Raw genomic sequence first — 17,774 nt, 5'->3', positions numbered from 1 at the left:
CCTCGTTCCACCAGCACTCCGGGCATGGGCTGTCCCGCCGACGCTAGAGCTGCCGAAGAACCGCCCGAGTCCGCCGGCGCTCGGAGGCTTGTCCGAGAGTGAACGCCCGGCACGAGCACCGGGCCCAGTGCGCTGGCGGGCACCACCACATGCACTGCGGGTCAAGCCATGCCTCGGCCAGGCACCTAGCGTCACCGGAGTACGAACAACACGGCACCGCAGGAGGCGGACCATGACCACCAACCCCCCATCCGCCCACGGCAGCCAGCCCTGGCTGCACCAGAAGGGCGAGGTGATCCAGGAGTTCGGGACCGTCAAGCAGTTCCCGGTCGCCCTGTCCTACGAGGCGCGGATGTACTCCTGCCAGCGCCTGAACAAGGTCCTCGCGAACACGCAGATCCTCTACGGCCTCTACAAGAAGCACCACTGGCTGATGCGCGGCGCCACCTTCTACCAGTTGCACCTGGTCCTGGACAAGCACGCCGGCGAACAGCTGGAGATCATCGACACCATCGCCGAACGCGTCCAGTCGCTGGGCGGCGTGGCGGTGGGAGATCCGCGGCACGTCGCCGAGATCACGTCGATCCCGCGGCCCCCGGACGGGGTGGAGGAGGTGCCGGCCATGCTGTCCCGGCTGCTGGAGGCCCACGAGACCATACTCATCGACGCCCACGACGCCACCGCACGGACCGCCGAGTGCGGTGACGACGGCACCATCGACCTGCTGGTCTCCCAAGTGATCCGGACCGGGGAACGGCAGGCGTGGTTCCTGGCCGAGCATCTGGTCGACACACCGCTGGTGCGTGCCTGAACAACACCTCCGACCGCTGCCCTCCCTGGGTGAGCAGGTGCCTGGAGCGGCATGAGCCGACAGTACCGGCGGGGCACGCCGCCGTCCGCATACGATGCAGCGAAGATCGAAGACCGTCGCCTTCGCGCCAGACGGAGTCGGACGACGCGCTGCTTGCCCGGGAGCGGATGATGGATCTGCGGCAGATGGAGGTCGTCGTCGCGGTGGCCGACGCAGGCGGTTTCACGGCGGCGGCCCGGCGGCTGCACGTGGTCCAGTCCGCCGTGTCCAGCACGGTCCGCGCCCTCGAACGCGAACTGGGCACCCCCTTGTTCGACCGCACCACACACCGCGTCGCCCTCACCCCGGCCGGCGAGGCGTTCGTCCCCGCCGCACGCGCGACGCTCCGGGCCGCCGCGCTGGCACGGGAGGCCGTCGATGCCGTACGGGGACAGCTGCGCGGGCGGGTGACGGTCGGCACGATGCAGGGGGTGTGGGCCGGACTCCACCACGCCCTGGCCGCGCTGCGGGCGGAGCATCCGGGCGTGGTCGTGCACCTGCGGCAGGCAGCCGTCGCAGACATCCGGCAGGCACTGCGGGAGGGCACGGTGGACCTGGCCGTGGTGGCGCTGGACCGCCAGCAGCAGCGCGGGCTCGCGACCCGGCTGCTGTCCCGCGAGGACATGGTGCTGCTGGCGGCGCCCCGGCGGGTGCTCGCCGGGGCCACACCGAACGGCGAGGTCCGACTCGCCGACATCGCCCAGTTGCCCCTGGTGGACTTCACACCCGGCTGGGCCATCCGCTACGCGGTCGACCGGGCCTTCCGGGCCGCGGGCGTCGACCGCAGCACGACGTTCGAGGTGAACGACATCGGCGCGGCGGCCGAACTGGTCCGGGGCGACCTGGGTGTCTGCATCATGCCCAAGTCGATCGCGGACCGCTTCCCCGATCTGCCCCAGTACCGGTTCGACCGGCACGCGCCGAACTGGAAGATCATGGTGGTACGGCCGCCCGGCGAGGCACCCCCGGCGGTCGCCGCGCTGCTGCGGCACATCACCTGACGGCGACGGGAACGCCTCTCGGTCTCCCCCGCTGTCCCGCCGTCACTGCGAGCATCATGCCGGACGGCATGCCTGCTCCTGCCCGCGAACGCACGGCCCGGGACCCAGCACCTCCGGTCCGATGACCAGGGCACCCCGAAAAGAACGCTGTGGGACCACGTCCCGTGCACGCGCGGTCATCCCGGCCACGCGGTGGGCTCCTACCGTTCGAGAATCACTCAATCACCTGATAACTGGAGGAATCTTGCAGTTCGGGATATTCAGCGTCGGCGATGTCACACCGGACCCCACCACGGTACGGACCCCGACCGAGGCGGAGCGCATCAAGGCCATGGTCGCCATCGCGCTGAAGGCCGAGGAGGTCGGCCTGGACGTCTTCGCGACCGGCGAGCACCACAACCCGCCGTTCGTGCCGTCCTCGCCGACCACGATGCTCGGCTACATCGCGGCGAAGACGGACAAGCTGGTCCTCTCCACCGCCACCACCCTGATCACCACCAACGACCCGGTGAAGATCGCGGAGGACTTCGCGATGCTCCAGCACCTGGCCGACGGCCGGGTGGACCTGATGATGGGCCGCGGCAACACCGGGCCGGTCTATCCCTGGTTCGGGCAGGACATCCGGAAGGGCATCGACCTCGCCATCGAGAACTACGCCCTGCTGCGCCGGCTGTGGCGCGAGGACGTCGTGGACTGGGAGGGGAAGTTCCGCACCCCGCTGCAGGGCTTCACCGCCACGCCACGGCCGCTGGACGGCGTACCGCCGTTCGTCTGGCACGGCTCGATCCGCTCACCGGAGATCGCCGAGCTGGCCGCCTTCTACGGCGACGGCTTCTTCCACAACAACATCTTCTGGCCCGCCGACCACACCAAGCGCATGGTCGAGCTGTACCGGACCCGGTACGCCCACTACGGCCACGGCACGCCCGAGCAGGCGATCGTCGGGCTGGGCGGCCAGGTGTTCATGCGGAGGAACTCGCAGGACGCGGTGCGCGAGTTCCGGCCGTACTTCGACAATGCGCCGGTCTACGGGCACGGGCCGTCCCTGGAGGACTTCACCGACCAGACCCCGCTGACGGTCGGGTCCCCGCAGCAGGTGATCGAGAAGACGCTCACCTTCCGCGAGTACGCCGGCGACTATCAGCGCCAGCTGTTCCTCATGGACCACGCGGGGGTGCCGCTGAAGACCGTGCTGGAGCAGCTCGACCTGCTCGGCGAGGAGGTCGTACCCGTGCTGCGCAAGGAGTTCGCCGTCGGCCGGCCGACGGATGTGCCCGAGGCGCCGACCCACCAGTCCCTGCTCGCAGCGACTGCGGAAGCCACTCCGGAAGCCTCTTCGGAAGGGATGACCGCCGCATGAAGCTCGTCGCCGTATCCGCGGGTCTGAGCACCCCCTCGTCCACACGCCTGCTGGCGGACCGTCTCACCGACACCGTCCGCGACGAGCTCGCCGATCAAGGCCACAAGGCGGACGTGGATGTCATCGAGTTGCGTGCCCTTGCTGTGGCCATCGCCAACAACCTCGTCACCGGTTTTCCTCCGCCGCAGCTGGCCGCCGCGATCGAAGCGGTGACGAGCGCCGACGGCCTGGTCACCGTGACACCGGTGTTCAGCGCCTCGTACAGCGGACTGTTCAAGTCATTCTTCGATCTGATCGATCCGGGCGCCCTCACGGGCAAGACAGTCCTCATCGGAGCGACGGGAGGCACTCCCCGCCACTCTCTCGTCCTGGAACACGCGCTGCGCCCGCTCTTCACCTACCTGCGGACCGTGGTCCTCCCGACCGGCGTGTACGCGGCATCGGAGGACTGGGGTTCAGGCAGCGACGCGCACACGGAGGGCCTGCCCGCGCGCATACGCCGGGCAGGCCGGGAGATGGCCTCGATCCTGGTCGCCAGAGCAACCGATCCCCTGCCCGAGGACGACCTCGCCCTGTCCAAGAAGAAGCTCTCCGATCTGCGCTTCGACTGAGCGCGCGCTATGGCATCCCTGTCGGTCAATGGCGCACGAGGGTCAACGTCCTCCCAGGCTTCGCGGGCTACGGCATCCGGCCGATCAGCACTGGGCGTCCCGGCAGCTCACCTGCGGCCTGCGCTCAGCCGCTCTCCTCGTCGACCTTCGCGGCGACGTCCTGGTATAGAGGCCACGCCAGTTGCGCCGCCCCACAGGGTCGGGAGCTGCACCCCCGGTGCGGCGCCTTCTTCGTGCGCGCGATCAAGCCGGTAGCACGAGTCAAAACCGGGTTGTTCTGGAGGAGTAGAACCAACGATGGGCGTGGCCAGGGCCCGCCGCCGACCGCGAGAGCGACAGCCGGTAGCGCCAGCAGCACGACCATAAGCGGCACCAGCGACCTGTGGCGGCGAACGTTGATGATGTGACACGGAAGTTTGACTGGCGGGTACGGCTGTAGTCAGTGGCCGCCTCTCGGGGGCTCGCAGCCGGTGCCGTCGGGGTAGCCGCCGAAGGCATCCGCCTTGGTGGAGTCACTGCTCATCGTGCCCTCCACACACCAGGGAGAGGCGCCGATGTCGATGAGGAAGCCGACCCCGGTGGGGCCGTCCTGGTACACCTGCACCTTCCCGGCGGAATAGCCGAGGCCGGTGAGCGCGCTGCGGACGCCGGCCGGAGCGAAGTCGCCGCGCCGGCGCAGCGGTTCGAGTGCGCTCTTGACGCGTCCGACGGCCGTGAGTCCGTCGCAGCGGCTCCGGCCGTGAAGCGGGAAGGGAACTCTGAAGCCGTGGTTTTCGGCATAGTGATCGGTGGGCGGCACGGTTGAGCTGGGGGTAGTGGCGGCCGTGGGCGCCTTCGGCTTGCCGCTCTCGCCGGGGCAGGGGAAGTCTGCTGGTGTACTCGGCGTCGATATACCGGTGGGCGTTGAATGCGAACGCCGGTACCCCTCGGCGGCATCCCCTGCCCGCTGCGTTCCGCACCCCGCCGCCAGCAGGACCATCACCGCCAACGGCAGCATCCCGAGCCGGGCCCTCGTCTTCCTTGACGTCGTCATCCCCCGATCCTCCCCCGCAGCTCGGTGGGCGTCATGAGTTCTTTTACTCATCCGGCCACAACATCCCGGTCAGCCTTCGCCGGCAAACAACCAAGCTTCGGCTTCACAGGTAGGCCGTCGCCGAAGGCCCGCGCCTCACAGCTCTCAGCCTCCCAGCGTGTTCCGTCTACCTGGGGACACGGGCTGTGGCCTCACAGATGTCTCACACCCTGTCGGGAAGTCTCGATCCGTGCGGTCAGGGCTCGATGAACGGCAGTGCGACGGCGTGCAGTTTGGTCTGGAGGTTGATGTCGCTGGTGGCGACGCACCACCCGGAGCCGGGTGCCGGGACTGCAGGAGCAGGGTCCAGGCGATGAACCGGTCGCCCGGGACGTCCAGGTCGGGCCAGTCGGGCAGCGCGTCGGACTCGGGCTCGATGTACTCGAAGTACGCAGCTGCGAGCGTCCTCACCTGCCTGTCCAGGAGGTGTCGATGTCCCGCACGACGTCGCGGATCAGGGCGAGAAACAGGGCGACGAACGGAGCGGGCGTGGTGTCGGCGAGGGTGATCGCGTGGAACGAGCGGTGCAGGGGCGGTCTGGAAGCGGATCCTGGGGGTGAAGCCCGACTGTGCGCAGGCGTGGTCGAACTGTTCGCGCGCGGCGTGGCCGGCCAGGATCGTGACCCAGGCGTCGTCGGCGAGGTCCGCGAGGCACAGCGGATGATCGGCGGGGCGGGTGGCGAGGGGGTGGTCGTCGGGCATGACGACCACCATGGGGTCGTGCAGCAGCGGATGCAGTACGACGCCGGACGGTGCGGGTGCGGGCGTGGGGAAGAAGGCGGTCACGGCGAGGTCGATGCGCCCGGCGGCGACCTCCTCCAAGCTGTTTTCGGAGGGGACACCACGGAGATGTCCGCGTCGGGGTGGCGGTGGCGCAGGCCGTGAGCGCTGGAGGAATCAGGTGGATGGCGGCCGCCTGGAAGGCTCCGATGCGTAGGCGCAGCGAAAGGTGGTGGCGAAGTGCCGGCAGGGCGGTGGCCGCTGCCTCGACCTGTTCGTCGACGATCCTTCCTGGACCGGCCAGCAAGCGTCCGGCGGCGGTCAGCTGCGCGCCGCGCGGTCCGCGGGTGACCAGGGCCGTTTCGCACGCCCGCTCGGCTCGGGCGAGCTGCTGGGTGACGGCCGCCGGTGTCAGACCGAGCGCGTGCGCGGCGCCGGTGAGGGAGCCGTGCCGGTGGATGAGTGCCAGCAGGCGCCGTCATCAGCATTCTCCGGTTGCACTGCGGACGGGCGTGATGATCTTGTCGGCGAGCCATCGCGCGGCCTGTGAGGGATAGGGGCTCCGCAGGCTGAGCACGATGTGCGTCACGCCTGCCGCGATGAGCTCCGTGATGGCCTTGCGGTCGGTGGCAGGGTCGTCGTAGGACACGATGTACTGCACAGAGCGGGTGATCGTCCGCGGATCACGGCCGATGACGGCGCAATGGTCGTCCAGAACGGCACTGCGCTCGGTGATGTAGTCCAGCGTGTTGTGCGGCGGTCCGGGGATGTTCCAGATGTCGGCGTGCTCGGCGACCAGGCGGAGCGTCCTGTTTCCCCAGCCGCCGATCAGCAGGGGCGGCCCTGGCCGCTGAACAGGTTTCGGCTCGTTGCGGTTGCCGGTCAGAGTGTAGTAACGGCCGTGGAAGTCGAAGACGTCCCGCGTCCACATGCCGCGGAGGATGGTGATGGTCTCCTCCAGGCGGGCGATGCCTTCGGCGGGCGGGACGAGCGTGAGGCCGTAGGCTGCGTACTCCGCGACGGCCGGGTTCTCGCCGGGTACGCCGCCCGCGTCGGGTGGCTGCACGGTGCCGCCCACGCCGAGGCCCATGATCAGACGGCCCCCGGAGATCACGTCGACTGTTGTGGCGATTTTGCCGAGGACGGCGGGCGGCCGGATCCGATTGCTCGTCACGAGCAGGCCGAGGCGCAGCCGCTGGGTCCTGGCGGCCAGGGCGCTCAGCAGTGTCCACCCTTCGAGGATCTGCCCGTCCTTCGGGCCGGCGATCGGCATGAGGTGGTCCCACAGCCAGGCGTCCGCGATTTCGGGCAGGTCGTCGGCTTCCTGCCACACGCGGAGGATGTCCTCGTAGGGAACCCGCATCGGAGTGGTCTTGATTCCGAATGTCACGGTGGGGAGGTGCTGGTCGGACATGGTTGCCATGCGCCCTTCGAGTCGATGCGCCGCCGTTGACGGCGACGCCATCATCACCGTAGTAGATCGTCAGTTCAGCTGACTATCAGTTTATGAATACACTGCGGTCATGACGCGCGACGCACCGCCCGAAGTCCTCTCCTCCCGCCTCGGGTATCTGCTCAAGCACGTGTACCTGCGGTTGACCGAGGAGTCGGCGAGGGCCTTGGCGCCGCACGGAATCGACGGCCGTGAACTGGCAATTCTGGCCGTCCTCAACGCACATGACGGGCTGTCTCAACTGGAAGCGGCGGGCAAGCTGGGCATCGACCGCACGACGATGGTGGCCCTCGTCGACGCTTTGGAGGGCAAGGAACTGGTCGAGCGGCGCCGCAGTCCCCAGGACCGGCGCAAGAACATCGTGCAGCTGACGCCGGCCGGAGCGGAGCGCCTTCGCGACGCCGAATTCGCCCGCCAGGAGATGGAACGCCGGTTCCTCGCCCCGCTCTCCAGCCCGGACGCCACGCTCCTGATCCGCGCCCTGCAGTCCCTCGTCGGTGCCCCGACGGGCGCTGGCCAGGCGTCTGACTCGGCATGACAGACCGTGACGTTGGCCCAGATCCGTAGACCTCCGTAATCGGTGAGACGGGTCTCCAACCCTCTGGGGTCAGGCTGCGTGGGCCTTGGGGCGTGCGACGAGTTGACCCCGCACGATCTCATCGATCAGCGAGGAGCCGTTGGGGGTGATGCCGTCGTCGTTCACTACGCTGAGCACCGGCGTGCCTTCCCGACCCGCGCGGCAACGCGGGCCTACTCGATACCAGTCGATCGATCATTCGGGAAGGTACGCCTCCCCGAGCCGATCCACAGGATCTGAGCATTTGCTCCGATTCATCTGTCGAAGGTGTCTGCCTACTCGGTCTTTCGGGGCCACTTGCTCTTGTGACGCAGCTCGTGCCTCAGAGCGTATGCCTCAAACATGCACGGGACGCGGTTTCGGAGTGTCAGAAGCCACGGCCTGGCGGTATGTGGCCGAGACCATCGAGATTCTGGCCGCGTCGGCAACGGGCCTGCGCGAAGCCCTCCTGGGCCTGGGCGAGGGAGACTTCGTCATCGTCGGCGGAACACCGCTCCCCACCGACCGAATCGCGGCCGACGAGCCGTACTGCTTCCAGGCGCACAAGAAGCACGGCATGAACGTGCAGGTGATCGTCGCCCGGACGATACACCCCTGTGGTTCTCCCGCGCCACGCCGGGACGGACCCGCAACCTGACCGCTGCCTGCGCCCACGGGATCGTCCAGGCATGCCTCACGCGAGAAGTCCCCGTCCTCGCGGACCGCGCCCACCAGGGAGCCGGCGCCATCGTCCGCACCTCTACTACGGCCACCGCGAACTCCCCCAGCACTACCAGCGGTACAACGACGCCCACACCCGCCTGCGAGCGCCCGGCGAACGCGCCTTCGCCCAGCTCAAGTCCTGGCGACTCCTACGCCAGGACCGCTGCTCAACCAACCGCACAAGCCGCATCGTCGGCGCCGCTCACACCCTCCTCACACGACTACACCACCGCCTGCCCGCCGACCGTTCACCACGGTTCAAAGCTCGGCTCGACCGGACCAATCTCGCCGCGCTCCGCGAGTTCGTCCAGGTCTTCCGGCTCAAGGAACTCCAAGGCATCTGGGTCGATCCCATGGTGCGGGTCCACGTCGCGCAGGCGCTTGACGAAGGCGAGCACGAAGTCGGTGAACGATCCGTCGAAGACCTCGGGATCCGCCCCGTTGATGTTCGTGACGATCTTCCAGAGGTCCGGGTCCGAGTGGCATGGCCAGAAGAAGTGCTCGTCACCGGAGTAGCCGTATCCCCAGGAGATGAGGCCGCCCGGGGCAGGGTGGAACCGGAATGGGTACTCGTCCGAGTCACGTCGCCACGACTGGCCGAACGATTCGTGGATCTTTTGCATCCGATCCAGCAGCGGGCTGGACCCTCGGGGGTGGAAGACCACCAGCTCCCCGCAGATCGCGCCCGTGCCATAGGCATCAAGGAACGCCTTGAAGTCGCCCGGCAGCGCCGAGCCGACATAGTCCTCGACCTCGGCCCAGTCGTCGGGGGATGGGACGCGGACCGGTGGCGGGCCGAAGTGTTGCACCAGGTCATCCAGACCCGCCATACGCCCCACCTGCTTCATCGTCGGTTGTCGGCGGCAAACCTATTCAGACGCGGTTGCGGGGATCAAGAGGGAGCGGGATCGGCAGCCACCCCCGCCGAGTCATCTCACGACGTTGATCGCTCGCGACTACGACCAACGAAGCTCACAAGCAGCGCACTTCAGAGAAGCAGGCATGCTTGTGCTTGCAGGGGGTGCCGTAAGAGCGCCCCGCCAGTGCCGAGGGAGATCTTGCGGGGCTCCAAGTGCTTGTCGGGGCGCCCCGGTGTCCGGCGCCGTTTTTTCCCCGGTTGATCAGCTCCTGCATGTCACCTGACGCCAGACGCTCAGCGAGACCCTCCATCTGAAGCCCAACGCGCCCGCCCGTCAAGGAAAACGGCGCCTGACGAGACTTGTACAGGGCAGGAGCGGTCAGAACCAGTGCAGGCAGTGCGGAGCGCGCTCGGCACGGAAGAGGGCGTCAGCGAGGGTGACCGCGCCGGGGTGGTGGGCTCGGATGTGTCCGGCGCGTACGAGCGTGCTCGGGGCGGTGCCGCCGAGGTAGACCGAGCCCAGGTCGCTCACGTCCAGGGACAGGTCGGGCTCCCGGTCCGTCGGGACGCAGTCGGCCTTGCCGTCCCGGACGGTCAGCAGGTAGCGGCCGTGCTCGCCGAGGAACGGATCGTCGACGTCGAGGACAAGCTCGCCGTCCGTGAACCAACCGCGCGCGGTCAGTGCACGCGGTACGTCCAGGAGCCGTACCCAGAGCCAGTCGGTGTGGCCGCTCACCTCGCCGGCGCGGAAGTCCGCAAACTGCCAGCGCAGCGGGTGCTCGGGCGGGAAGTGCTTGAACACGACCTGACTGACCAGGTCATGTCCGAGCACGAACCGGGCCAGGGCGGTGAAAACGGCGTCGTCGGCGGCGATGATCTCGTCGACCGTCAAGGTGTCGGACTCGCCGAGCGCATAGCTGGCGTACCCGTCCGGGACTCCGTCGGTGTCACGGTGGACGGCGACGTAGCGCGGCGCCCGTGAGATCGGGGGCTGCCCCGCGCCCAAGGCCCACCAGCGGTGCGGGCGGGACAGCGCGCCGGGCTGTGCGCGGCGGTAACGGTCGTAGACCTCTTCCAGGGTCTCTCCGCACTCGGCACGCCGCAGCACCTCGACCGTGCCGGTGTCCGAGCCGGTCGCCGGGGCGTCGGCCGCTGCGCGCGCCCGGGGGAGGGCGAGGGCGGCCTGGTGGCGCCGCACCGTCAGCCGCTGCGTGTAGGTCGCCGGGCCGTAACCGAACCTGCGGTAGATCAGGGCCTCGGAGGCCAGCAGTACGGAGAGGAACTCCCCTCGGGTCCGCAGCTCGGTGAGCTGATGCCGCATCATCGCCCTGAGCAGCCCCTGGCGTCGGTGCGAGGGAAGGACGCCGACTGCGGTCACCCCGCCGGCCGGGACGAGGATCTCGCCGGGCAGAGTGAGCTCGAAGGAGTACGCACCGGCGGTGCCGACGGGCCGCCCGTCCGCCGTCGTGGCGAGCAGACCGCGGTCCATTTCGAACGCCGACCACCAGACCCCGCCGCCACCCTCGGCCGGGGTTTCCGGGAAGCGTCCGAACGCGGCATGGAGTGTGCCGACGAAGACATCGAGGTCCTGGTCGGTCGTGGGACGGATCTCCATTGCTGCCGCTGCCTCCCCGGGATACCGGCACCACGACTCGTGGTGTCCTCACCACAATGCAGCGTTGCCCTATGGCCCGGTCAAGCGAATTACGGCGCGGGGCCGCGGCCAGTCACCGCGCAGCCGGTCCCAGCCCGGCCCTGGGAAGCGGTGATTCCGGGCGCCGCCCGCACGGGGTCCCTGAAGACTGGCGCATCGGCCTTGTCGGCCGCCGGACGTTCGCCTTCCCGACGGTCAGGGCGGTCCCAGTTCCTCCAGCAGAGCGTCCGATCCCGCCTTCCGTCGCCCGACCCGAAGAACAGGACACAGGGAGGCAATTGCGCGGGAGGGTGAAGCCGGGCTCGGCCAAACGTCCGCCGTTTTTACGCACGTTGATCCAGCTGACGGCATCGAGTGCCCCCTGTCGGCGTTCCTTACGGCATGCCGGCGGCGTTGGCCGCATCGGCCGAGGCTGTTTCGTTCGCCGCGATGCCGACGAAACGACGTATGGCTTCAACGGGCATGTCGAGCCCCTCGGAGGCGGAGCGCTCGTCGCCGAACACCTGCACTGCCTCAGCAACGGCAACAGCCAGTTCGGCTTCCGCCTTACGGACCTTGACCTCAGCCTTGTCAACGGTGTCGACCACCGCCAGCTGGCGACGCTGCTTCTCCTGGAGTCGCTGCTTACGGGACGGCGTCTTGTCAGAGTTCTGCACAGTCACAACCAAGATCATAAACGGACCTGTACACCCACGGGAAATCGGTAACTCCACCTCCCTTTCGCCCGGTTCATCATCCGGAGTACGGCTGGCGTCGCCGGTGGACACGCTGTCTTCCCACGCGGGCGACGCACAGGGCGTGGAAGGACAGCAGGCAGATGGCCCGCCGAGGTAGCGATGCCGCGAGGCTGCTTGTTCGGGGCGGCGGATGACCCCCTCGGGCGTTCGGCCCGCGCCCGGCGCAACGGCAGGGCACCGGGGGCGTCAGGCCTCACGAAGGTGCCGTTCGCGCGGCTACTCGACCGGGTCCGGCTCGTCAGCCGAAGTGTCGTCCGGCTGAAGCGGGATGGTCTTGCGGCTGAGCCGGCGCATCACCTTGTTCTGCCGACGCATGCCGCCGACAGCCGAGGCTCCCAGGCTCGCTCGCTGACCAGCGCGCTGATCACCGCCGCCAGGACCAGCGGCTCGCGCCCGGCTCGACGTACCGTACGCGCGGTCCCCGGCTACTGCCGCTTCGTCTTCTGGGCACTGCCGCTCTTCCGGATCCGCTCCCTCGCGGCCCGCAGCGTGACCCGGGCCAGGTCGGCCCCGGACATCTCGCCGCCGCTCCTGTCTGCCCTCAAGCGGTGTGCCTGAGGGCAGGTGCCGGGTGTCCGACAGGCGCCGTCCCTGGTCGACCAGGTAGTGGCTGAACAAGGGCCTCGCCGACGTGTCGTCGTGCCGGTCGATGTGGTCCAACACGACCCGATGGTCCTTCATCGGCCTCACTCGCCGGTCGACAACGTGCGTGCGGTCAGGTCCCGAGGGCCAATTCCGGTTCCTGCTCGTGGCGGGGGCACCGCCGCGCAGTGCGTCGTACGCCCATCCTGGGTGGCTGCGGCGCCACCGAACCCTGCCTGGGCAACTCGGAGTTGGGAATGGTGTCCGGGACGACGCAGCGGGGCCGGCGCCGACGCCCACCTGATCGCCTCAGCGGATGGGCCGGGACACCGTCGGCGGCATCGCCCTCGCTCCGGTCCGCTCCAGCGCGCTGTGCGCCGTACCGAGGTCATCCGCAGGGCGGATGCGTACTCGGCGAGGTCCGGCCAGTGACCGGTCAGGCACGGCAGCGCAGCATTTCCAGTGGCGGGTTCGCGAGGAGGTCGGCCCAGAAGTCTTCGCCGAACTCATGGAAGCCGGCTTCGGACACCTCCAGGGCAACCCACTGCACCTCACTGAAGCCGGCCGCCCGCAGACAGTCCTCGTAGACGTCGCGGCGCGGAACCGCGCTGACAATGCTGATCGGCTGCGGGTCGAGGAGAGCCGTGACCCGCACCCGCGGACCCGTCTCGATCTCCTCGCCTGTCGGCTCGCAGCGGAACCCGTACTTGTCCAGGGACACACAGTCGAACCCGTAGTCGGGCTTCTGGGCGAACACGAAGAACTCTCCGCCCGGCACCAGGCTCCGGTGGATGTTGCGGCACATCCGCTCCATGGCCGCGATGTCCTCGGCGTAGTTGAGGCACTGCACTGCCACCGCGATGTCGTAGCGCCGGTCGAGAGGCCGCAGTTCGGCCACGTCACCGACCTCGTAGCGCACACCCAGCGGGTCACGCTGCTCGGCGTCCCGCGCGGCGGCGATCATCTCGACGGAGATGTCGACACCGAGGACGTCTGTGGCTCCGCGCCGCTTGAACTCCCTGCTGTAGAAACCGGTGCCGCACGCCAGGTCGAGAACCGACTTGCCGCTCACGTCCCCGACCATGCCCAGGAAGCTCGGCACCTCCCCGTAACGTATCAGCGGCAGAGACTTGAACCCCTCGAACGCCTCACCGATCTCGTCGTACTGCTGCACGCTCACGTGCCGCTCCCCTCCTGCGCTCCATCGTGTACGTGGCCACGCCGGCCCTCCGGAATCGGAGGTACGCCGGGTGACCGTCGCGGCAGAAAGTCTCCCCTCGCCCTCTCTTGCCGTCGTACTGGCAGATGACACAAAGAAGTTGGCCGGGTGACCCACCATCAGCCAACAGCATGCCGCCGCCCCCAGCACGCCCTCCTCGTCGTTTGACATGGAGCGCGCTCGAACTTCTAGCGTCTTGGGCAGATGGTTCCGACGAGCCCAGGAGGCAGCAGTATGCGCACCATCCCCACTCGACACCTCGGCGAACTGGCAGTCTCCGCACAGGGCCTGGGGTGCATGGGAATGAGTCACGGCTACGGCGCCACGGACGACGCGCAGTCGATGGCGACGCTGCGCCACGCCCTCGACCTCGGGGTGAGCCTCCTGGACACCTCCGACTTCTACGGCTCGGGGCACAACGAGGAGTTGATCGGACGGGCCATCGCCGGGCGCCGGGACGAGGTGGTGCTGGCCACGAAGTTCGGCTTCGCTAACCGCCTGGGCGAGCCCATCCTGATCCGCGGCGACGCCGCCTACGTGCGTCAGGCGTGCGAGGCATCGCTGCGCCGTCTCGGAGTCGACCACATCGACCTCTACTACCAGCACCGGGTCGATCCGCAGGTGCCGATCGAGGAAACCGTCGGCGCCATGGCCGAGTTGGTCCAGGCGGGCTTGGTCCGCCATATCGGGCTGTCCGAGGCCGGCGCGGGAACCATCCGGCGGGCCCACGCGGTGCATCCGATCGCCGCGCTGCAGAGCGAGTGGTCGCTGTGGACCCGTGACCTGGAGGCGGAGATCGTCCCGGTCTGCCGCGAACTCGGCATCGGCATCGTCCCGTTCTCCCCACTCGGGCGCGGCTTCCTGACCGGCCACTATCGCTCGGTCGAGGGGATGGCGGAGAGCGACGTGCGGCGGAGCCAGCCGCGTTTCGCCGACGGCAACCTCGAACGCAACCTGGCGATCGTGGCGAAGCTGAACGAGCTGGCCGAAGCCAAGGGCGTCACCGCCGGCCAGCTCGCCCTGGCCTGGGTTCAGCGCCGAGGCGACGATGTCGTGCCGATCCCCGGCACCCGGCGACAGCAATACCTGAAGGAGAACATCGCGGCCCTGACGGTCGAGTTGTCCGCCGAGGACCTCGCCGCCATCGAAGCGGCCGCCCCGGCCGAGCAGATCGCGGGTACCCGCTACGACGCGACGAGCCTCACCTTCGTCAACCGCTGAGTCCACCACGGCACATCCCCCTCCCCCACCGCCGTGACGGCTGTAGGTGAAGAGCGGGCGTCTCGGGACAGCCGGCGTGGCACACGTGGCTGCCGGCTTGATCGAATCAGGCGGCAGGCTCTGTCTCGATCAGCACCCGCGCCGAAAGGGGCCCTGACGTGTCCATTCCCTGGGACGCCATAGTGACCACCGGGATCGACGCCGCTCCAACCGTCGCGGGCATTCTGGTGGGTGGGGTCGTCGGCCGCCGTAACCAGAATCATGGCGGACACCGGGGCAAGGCCGGCTACGACAAGCCCCGCGCCGCAGTCCGGGCAGGGGGTGGACCGCAGCCCGCTGGGCCGGCTCCGCGCCGCCCTGGACGCCCCCGTCACCGCCCGTGCTCAACCCCCGCCGCCCGGGCATCGACTTCCCGATCTGGTCCGCCGTCCATCGTCGGCAGAGCCGTAACCCTCACCACCGGCTGCGTCACCTCAGCCATCGCTTGCAGGGCCGGTTGTCCCTGTCGATCAAGAAACGCGCTGTCTGTATCGGGTCAAGCGGGGGCTGGCCCATCTGGTGACGTTGTCAGTAGCGGGCACTCTCCGCTCCTGTCGGTACGGCGGTGAGGAAGTTCATGAATGCCGGGCGCGCCGGCTGGTCGGTGGACGGCGTCACGGTGGGTTCGGGTCGGCGGAGCGGGGAGGTCTGGCCCAGCCCAGGGATCGTTCGACGGCTCGCTGCCAGTTGTCGTACTCCGCCTCCCGCAGCGCGGGATCCATGGCGGGCAGCCACTGCCCGGCCCGGTGCCAGTTGCGGCGCAGTACCTCCAGGTCCGGCCAGTAGCCGGCGGCGAGCCCGGCCGCGTAGGCGGCGCCGAGGGAGACCGTCTCGGCGACCATGGGCCGCACCACGGGCACGTCGAGCACGTCGGCCACGAACTGCATGAGCAGGTTGTCCGCGGTCATGCCCCCGTCCACCTTGAGCTGCTGGAGAGGGACCGGGAAATCGGCGTTCATGGCGTCGACGACCTCTCGTGTCTGCCATCCGGTGGCCTCCAGGACCGCACGCGCCAGGTGCCCTTTGGTGATGTACGAGGTGAGGCCGACGATGACCCCGCGCGCGTCGCTGCGCCAGCGCGGTGCGAACAGACCTGAGAAGGCGGGGACGATGTAACAGCCGCCGTTGTCCTCGACCGTCCGCGCGAGGGTCTCGATCTCCGGGGCGCTGCTGATCAGGCCCAGGCGGTCCCGGAACCACTGGACGAGTGCACCGGTGACGGCGATCGAGCCTTCCAGGGCGTAGGCCGGCGGCCGGTCCCCGATCTTGTAGGCGACGGTGGTGAGGAGGCCGTGCCGGGACCGCACGATGTCGCTGCCGGTGTTGAGCAGCAGAAAGCTGCCCGTCCCGTAGGTGCACTTCGCCTCGCCGGGAGAGAAGCAGGTCTGGCCGAAGAGCGCGGCCTGCTGGTCGCCGAGCGCGGCCGTGATGGGGACACCCGGCAGCAGCGAGCCGGCGTCGCCGTATGTCTCGGCGGACGGCCGGATCTCGGGCAGCATCGAGCGGGGCACTCCGAAGAAGGCCAGCAGCTCGTCGTCCCAGGTGAGGGTGCGGATGTTCATCATCATCGTGCGGCTGGCATTGGTGGGGTCGGTGATGTGCAGGCCGCCTTCGGGGCCTCCGGTGAGGTTCCAGATCAGCCAGCTCTCCATGGTTCCGAAGAGCACCTCGCCGTCGTCGGCGCGTTGCTGAAGCCCCTTGACGTGGTCGAACAGCCAGCGGATCCGCAGCGCCGAGAAATAGGTCGAGGGGGGCAGACAGCACCGTTCGAGGAAGAACTCCTCGCCGGGGTGCTGTCCGAGTTCCTCGACGAGCGGCGCGGTGCGGGTGTCCTGCCAGACGATCGCCCGGCCGACGGGGGCGCCGGTCCGCCGGTCCCACAGCACGGTTGTCTCCCGCTGGTTGGCCAGCCCCATGGCGATGACCTGTCCCGTGTCGACACCGGCGACGGACAGGGCCTCGGGTACGACGCGCCGCAGGTTCTGCCAGATCTCGACGGCGTCGTGCTCGACCCAGCCGGGCTCGGGGAAGTGCTGCTGATGCTCCTTCTGCGCCACCGAGACCAGACGCCCACGGCGATCGAACAGAATGCACCGGGTCGAGTTGGTGCCCTGATCGATGGACATTACATACCGTTCAGCCATGATCGGGTCTGCCTTCCGAGGGGTCGGGTGGGCGGCCGGCTCGGCCTACCAGCGGGTGGCTCCCAGGTCCCTGGAGATCGCCCGCGCGGCCTCGCGGATCAGGGTGATCAGACTCGGGCGGGGCCGGCCCTGGCTGTCACAGATCCGCTCGACCGCTCCGGACAGCCCGATCGCGCCGACGACGAGGCCGCCGTGCCCTCGGATGGGCGCGGCGAGCCCGGCCTCCCCCATGCTCATTTCCTGGATCTCGGCGGCCCAGCCGAGTTCCCGGACCTCGGCGAGCGCCCGGGTGAGCTGCTCGCGATCGACGAGGGTGTGCCGGGTGTACGCCTCCAGCCCGGGCTCTCTGGTGGGCTCGATCGTCGCGGTCCCATAGGCGAGCAGCACCTTGCCCAGCGACGAGGCGTGCAGGGGCAGCAGCGCGCCCACGTCCAGGGTCTGGAAGGTGTCGTCCGGCCGGAACACATGGTGGACGACGAGCACGCTGCCCTCCAGGGGTGTGCCCAGGCGGACCGCCTCTCCGCTGCGGGCGGCGAGGGCATCGGCCCAGTTGAGGGAGCGCGAGCGCAGCTCGTTGACGTCCAGGTAGCTGGTGCCGAGGTGCAGGAGGGCGGCTCCGAGCTGGTATTTCCCGGTCGCCGCGTCCTGCTCCACGAAGTCCACATGCTGGAGCGTGCGCAAGATGCCGTGGGCGGTGCCCTTGGCCAGTCCCAGTGAGGCGGCGACCTCGCCGAGCCCGAGGCGGCGGGGCCCACCGGCGAGCAGACGCAGAATCGCCGCCGCCCGTTCGATGGACTGGACTGGCCCGGCCATGAAGCGAGCCTATTACCGCCAGGGACGCTTCGCCGTACGGGAGGGCGGCCTCTGCGGAGCGGGCGGGAGGTCCCCGTTCGGTAATGCCGACCACCATTCATTGACCTGCCCGGTTTGTCTCCCTAGCTTGCTACGCAGCCGGTAAGCGCGGAGACATGGC

Annotated in this window: 15 protein-coding genes and 2 pseudogenes; 7 read left to right on the top strand and 10 right to left on the bottom strand. The window is 69.0% G+C overall.

Annotated features, from left to right (window positions below; all coding sequences use genetic code 11):
- Positions 1-232 precede the first annotated feature (232 nt).
- From O1G22_RS41265 to O1G22_RS41250, 4 genes are all read left to right on the top strand, one after another.
- Entirely contained in the window at positions 233-811 is a 579-nt protein-coding gene (locus O1G22_RS41265; protein ID WP_270086008.1) for a Dps family protein, read from the top strand.
- 170 nt (positions 812-981) lie between these two features.
- Positions 982-1,851 (top strand): LysR family transcriptional regulator, encoded by an 870-nt coding sequence (locus tag O1G22_RS41260; protein WP_270086007.1) that lies wholly within the window; start codon positions 982-984, stop codon positions 1,849-1,851.
- A 244-nt stretch (positions 1,852-2,095) separates the two neighbouring features.
- A complete protein-coding gene (locus O1G22_RS41255) occupies positions 2,096-3,211 on the top strand; it encodes an LLM class flavin-dependent oxidoreductase (RefSeq protein ID WP_270086006.1) in 1,116 nt (371 codons plus the stop codon).
- On the top strand, positions 3,208-3,822 hold the full coding sequence (locus O1G22_RS41250) for an FMN reductase (RefSeq protein WP_270086005.1): 615 nt from the start codon (positions 3,208-3,210) through the stop codon (positions 3,820-3,822). Before O1G22_RS41255 ends, O1G22_RS41250 begins: the two co-directional genes overlap by 4 nt.
- 439 nt (positions 3,823-4,261) lie before the next feature.
- Here the strand turns inward: O1G22_RS41250 and O1G22_RS41245 are convergent, their stop codons facing one another.
- From O1G22_RS41245 to O1G22_RS41235, 4 genes and pseudogenes are all read right to left on the bottom strand, one after another.
- Complete coding sequence (locus tag O1G22_RS41245; RefSeq protein WP_270086004.1) at positions 4,262-4,621, bottom strand: hypothetical protein; 360 nt, start codon at positions 4,619-4,621, stop codon at positions 4,262-4,264.
- Positions 4,622-4,999: 378 nt separating this feature from the next.
- Positions 5,000-5,680, bottom strand: a complete 681-nt coding sequence (locus O1G22_RS45045) for a LysR substrate-binding domain-containing protein (protein ID WP_428986534.1) — start codon at positions 5,678-5,680, stop codon at positions 5,000-5,002.
- Between the two features lie 253 nt (positions 5,681-5,933).
- Positions 5,934-6,083, bottom strand: a pseudogene (locus O1G22_RS45040) (helix-turn-helix domain-containing protein); the annotation flags it as partial.
- A 12-nt stretch (positions 6,084-6,095) separates the two neighbouring features.
- A complete protein-coding gene (locus tag O1G22_RS41235) occupies positions 6,096-7,028 on the bottom strand; it encodes an LLM class flavin-dependent oxidoreductase (RefSeq protein ID WP_270086676.1) in 933 nt (310 codons plus the stop codon).
- Positions 7,029-7,137: 109 nt separating this feature from the next.
- On the opposite strand from O1G22_RS41235, the gene O1G22_RS41230 reads away from it, so the two are divergent.
- Entirely contained in the window at positions 7,138-7,605 is a 468-nt protein-coding gene (locus tag O1G22_RS41230) for a MarR family winged helix-turn-helix transcriptional regulator (protein ID WP_270086002.1), read from the top strand.
- Positions 7,606-7,993: 388 nt separating this feature from the next.
- Positions 7,994-8,561 (top strand): annotated as a pseudogene (locus O1G22_RS41225) (transposase family protein); the annotation flags it as partial.
- 33 nt (positions 8,562-8,594) lie between these two features.
- Here the strand turns inward: O1G22_RS41225 and O1G22_RS41220 are convergent.
- From O1G22_RS41220 to O1G22_RS41205, 4 genes are all read right to left on the bottom strand, one after another.
- Entirely contained in the window at positions 8,595-9,176 is a 582-nt protein-coding gene (locus O1G22_RS41220; RefSeq protein WP_270086001.1) for an SMI1/KNR4 family protein, read from the bottom strand.
- 408 nt (positions 9,177-9,584) lie between these two features.
- Entirely contained in the window at positions 9,585-10,820 is a 1,236-nt protein-coding gene (locus O1G22_RS41215; protein WP_270086000.1) for a GNAT family N-acetyltransferase, read from the bottom strand.
- A 413-nt stretch (positions 10,821-11,233) separates the two neighbouring features.
- A complete protein-coding gene (locus O1G22_RS41210) occupies positions 11,234-11,521 on the bottom strand; it encodes a hypothetical protein (RefSeq protein ID WP_270085999.1) in 288 nt (95 codons plus the stop codon).
- A gap of 1,093 nt (positions 11,522-12,614) precedes the next feature.
- Complete coding sequence (locus tag O1G22_RS41205) at positions 12,615-13,358, bottom strand: class I SAM-dependent methyltransferase (protein WP_270085998.1); 744 nt, start codon at positions 13,356-13,358, stop codon at positions 12,615-12,617.
- A gap of 273 nt (positions 13,359-13,631) precedes the next feature.
- Between O1G22_RS41205 and O1G22_RS41200 the strand changes: the two genes are divergently transcribed.
- Positions 13,632-14,618 (top strand): aldo/keto reductase, encoded by a 987-nt coding sequence (locus O1G22_RS41200; protein ID WP_270085997.1) that lies wholly within the window; start codon positions 13,632-13,634, stop codon positions 14,616-14,618.
- 653 nt (positions 14,619-15,271) lie between these two features.
- On the opposite strand, the gene glpK is transcribed toward O1G22_RS41200, so the two are convergent.
- Both glpK and O1G22_RS41190 read right to left on the bottom strand, forming a co-directional pair.
- On the bottom strand, positions 15,272-16,801 hold the full coding sequence (gene glpK / locus O1G22_RS41195) for a glycerol kinase GlpK (RefSeq protein ID WP_270085996.1): 1,530 nt from the start codon (positions 16,799-16,801) through the stop codon (positions 15,272-15,274).
- A gap of 45 nt (positions 16,802-16,846) precedes the next feature.
- Positions 16,847-17,614 (bottom strand): IclR family transcriptional regulator, encoded by a 768-nt coding sequence (locus O1G22_RS41190; protein WP_270085995.1) that lies wholly within the window; start codon positions 17,612-17,614, stop codon positions 16,847-16,849.
- Positions 17,615-17,774 lie beyond the last annotated feature (160 nt).

Source organism: Streptomyces camelliae (assembly GCF_027625935.1).
GTDB lineage: Bacteria > Actinomycetota > Actinomycetes > Streptomycetales > Streptomycetaceae > Streptomyces > Streptomyces camelliae.
This window is presented reverse-complemented; position numbering and strand designations above follow the sequence as displayed.

What these genes read in the sequence shown, in the direction of transcription:
- O1G22_RS41230 (WP_270086002.1), top strand. Translation starts at nt 7,138, where the DNA reads ATGACGCGCGACGCACCGCCCGAAGTCCTCTCCTCCCGCCTCGGGTAT.
- glpK (WP_270085996.1), bottom strand. Translation starts at nt 16,801, where the DNA reads ATGGCTGAACGGTATGTAATGTCCATCGATCAGGGCACCAACTCGACC.
- O1G22_RS41220 (WP_270086001.1), bottom strand. Translation starts at nt 9,176, where the DNA reads ATGGCGGGTCTGGATGACCTGGTGCAACACTTCGGCCCGCCACCGGTC.
- O1G22_RS41250 (WP_270086005.1), top strand. Translation starts at nt 3,208, where the DNA reads ATGAAGCTCGTCGCCGTATCCGCGGGTCTGAGCACCCCCTCGTCCACA.
- O1G22_RS41235 (WP_270086676.1), bottom strand. Translation starts at nt 7,028, where the DNA reads ATGTCCGACCAGCACCTCCCCACCGTGACATTCGGAATCAAGACCACT.
- O1G22_RS41265 (WP_270086008.1), top strand. Translation starts at nt 233, where the DNA reads ATGACCACCAACCCCCCATCCGCCCACGGCAGCCAGCCCTGGCTGCAC.
- O1G22_RS41200 (WP_270085997.1), top strand. Translation starts at nt 13,632, where the DNA reads ATGCGCACCATCCCCACTCGACACCTCGGCGAACTGGCAGTCTCCGCA.
- O1G22_RS41260 (WP_270086007.1), top strand. Translation starts at nt 982, where the DNA reads ATGGATCTGCGGCAGATGGAGGTCGTCGTCGCGGTGGCCGACGCAGGC.
- O1G22_RS41215 (WP_270086000.1), bottom strand. Translation starts at nt 10,820, where the DNA reads ATGGAGATCCGTCCCACGACCGACCAGGACCTCGATGTCTTCGTCGGC.
- O1G22_RS41190 (WP_270085995.1), bottom strand. Translation starts at nt 17,614, where the DNA reads ATGGCCGGGCCAGTCCAGTCCATCGAACGGGCGGCGGCGATTCTGCGT.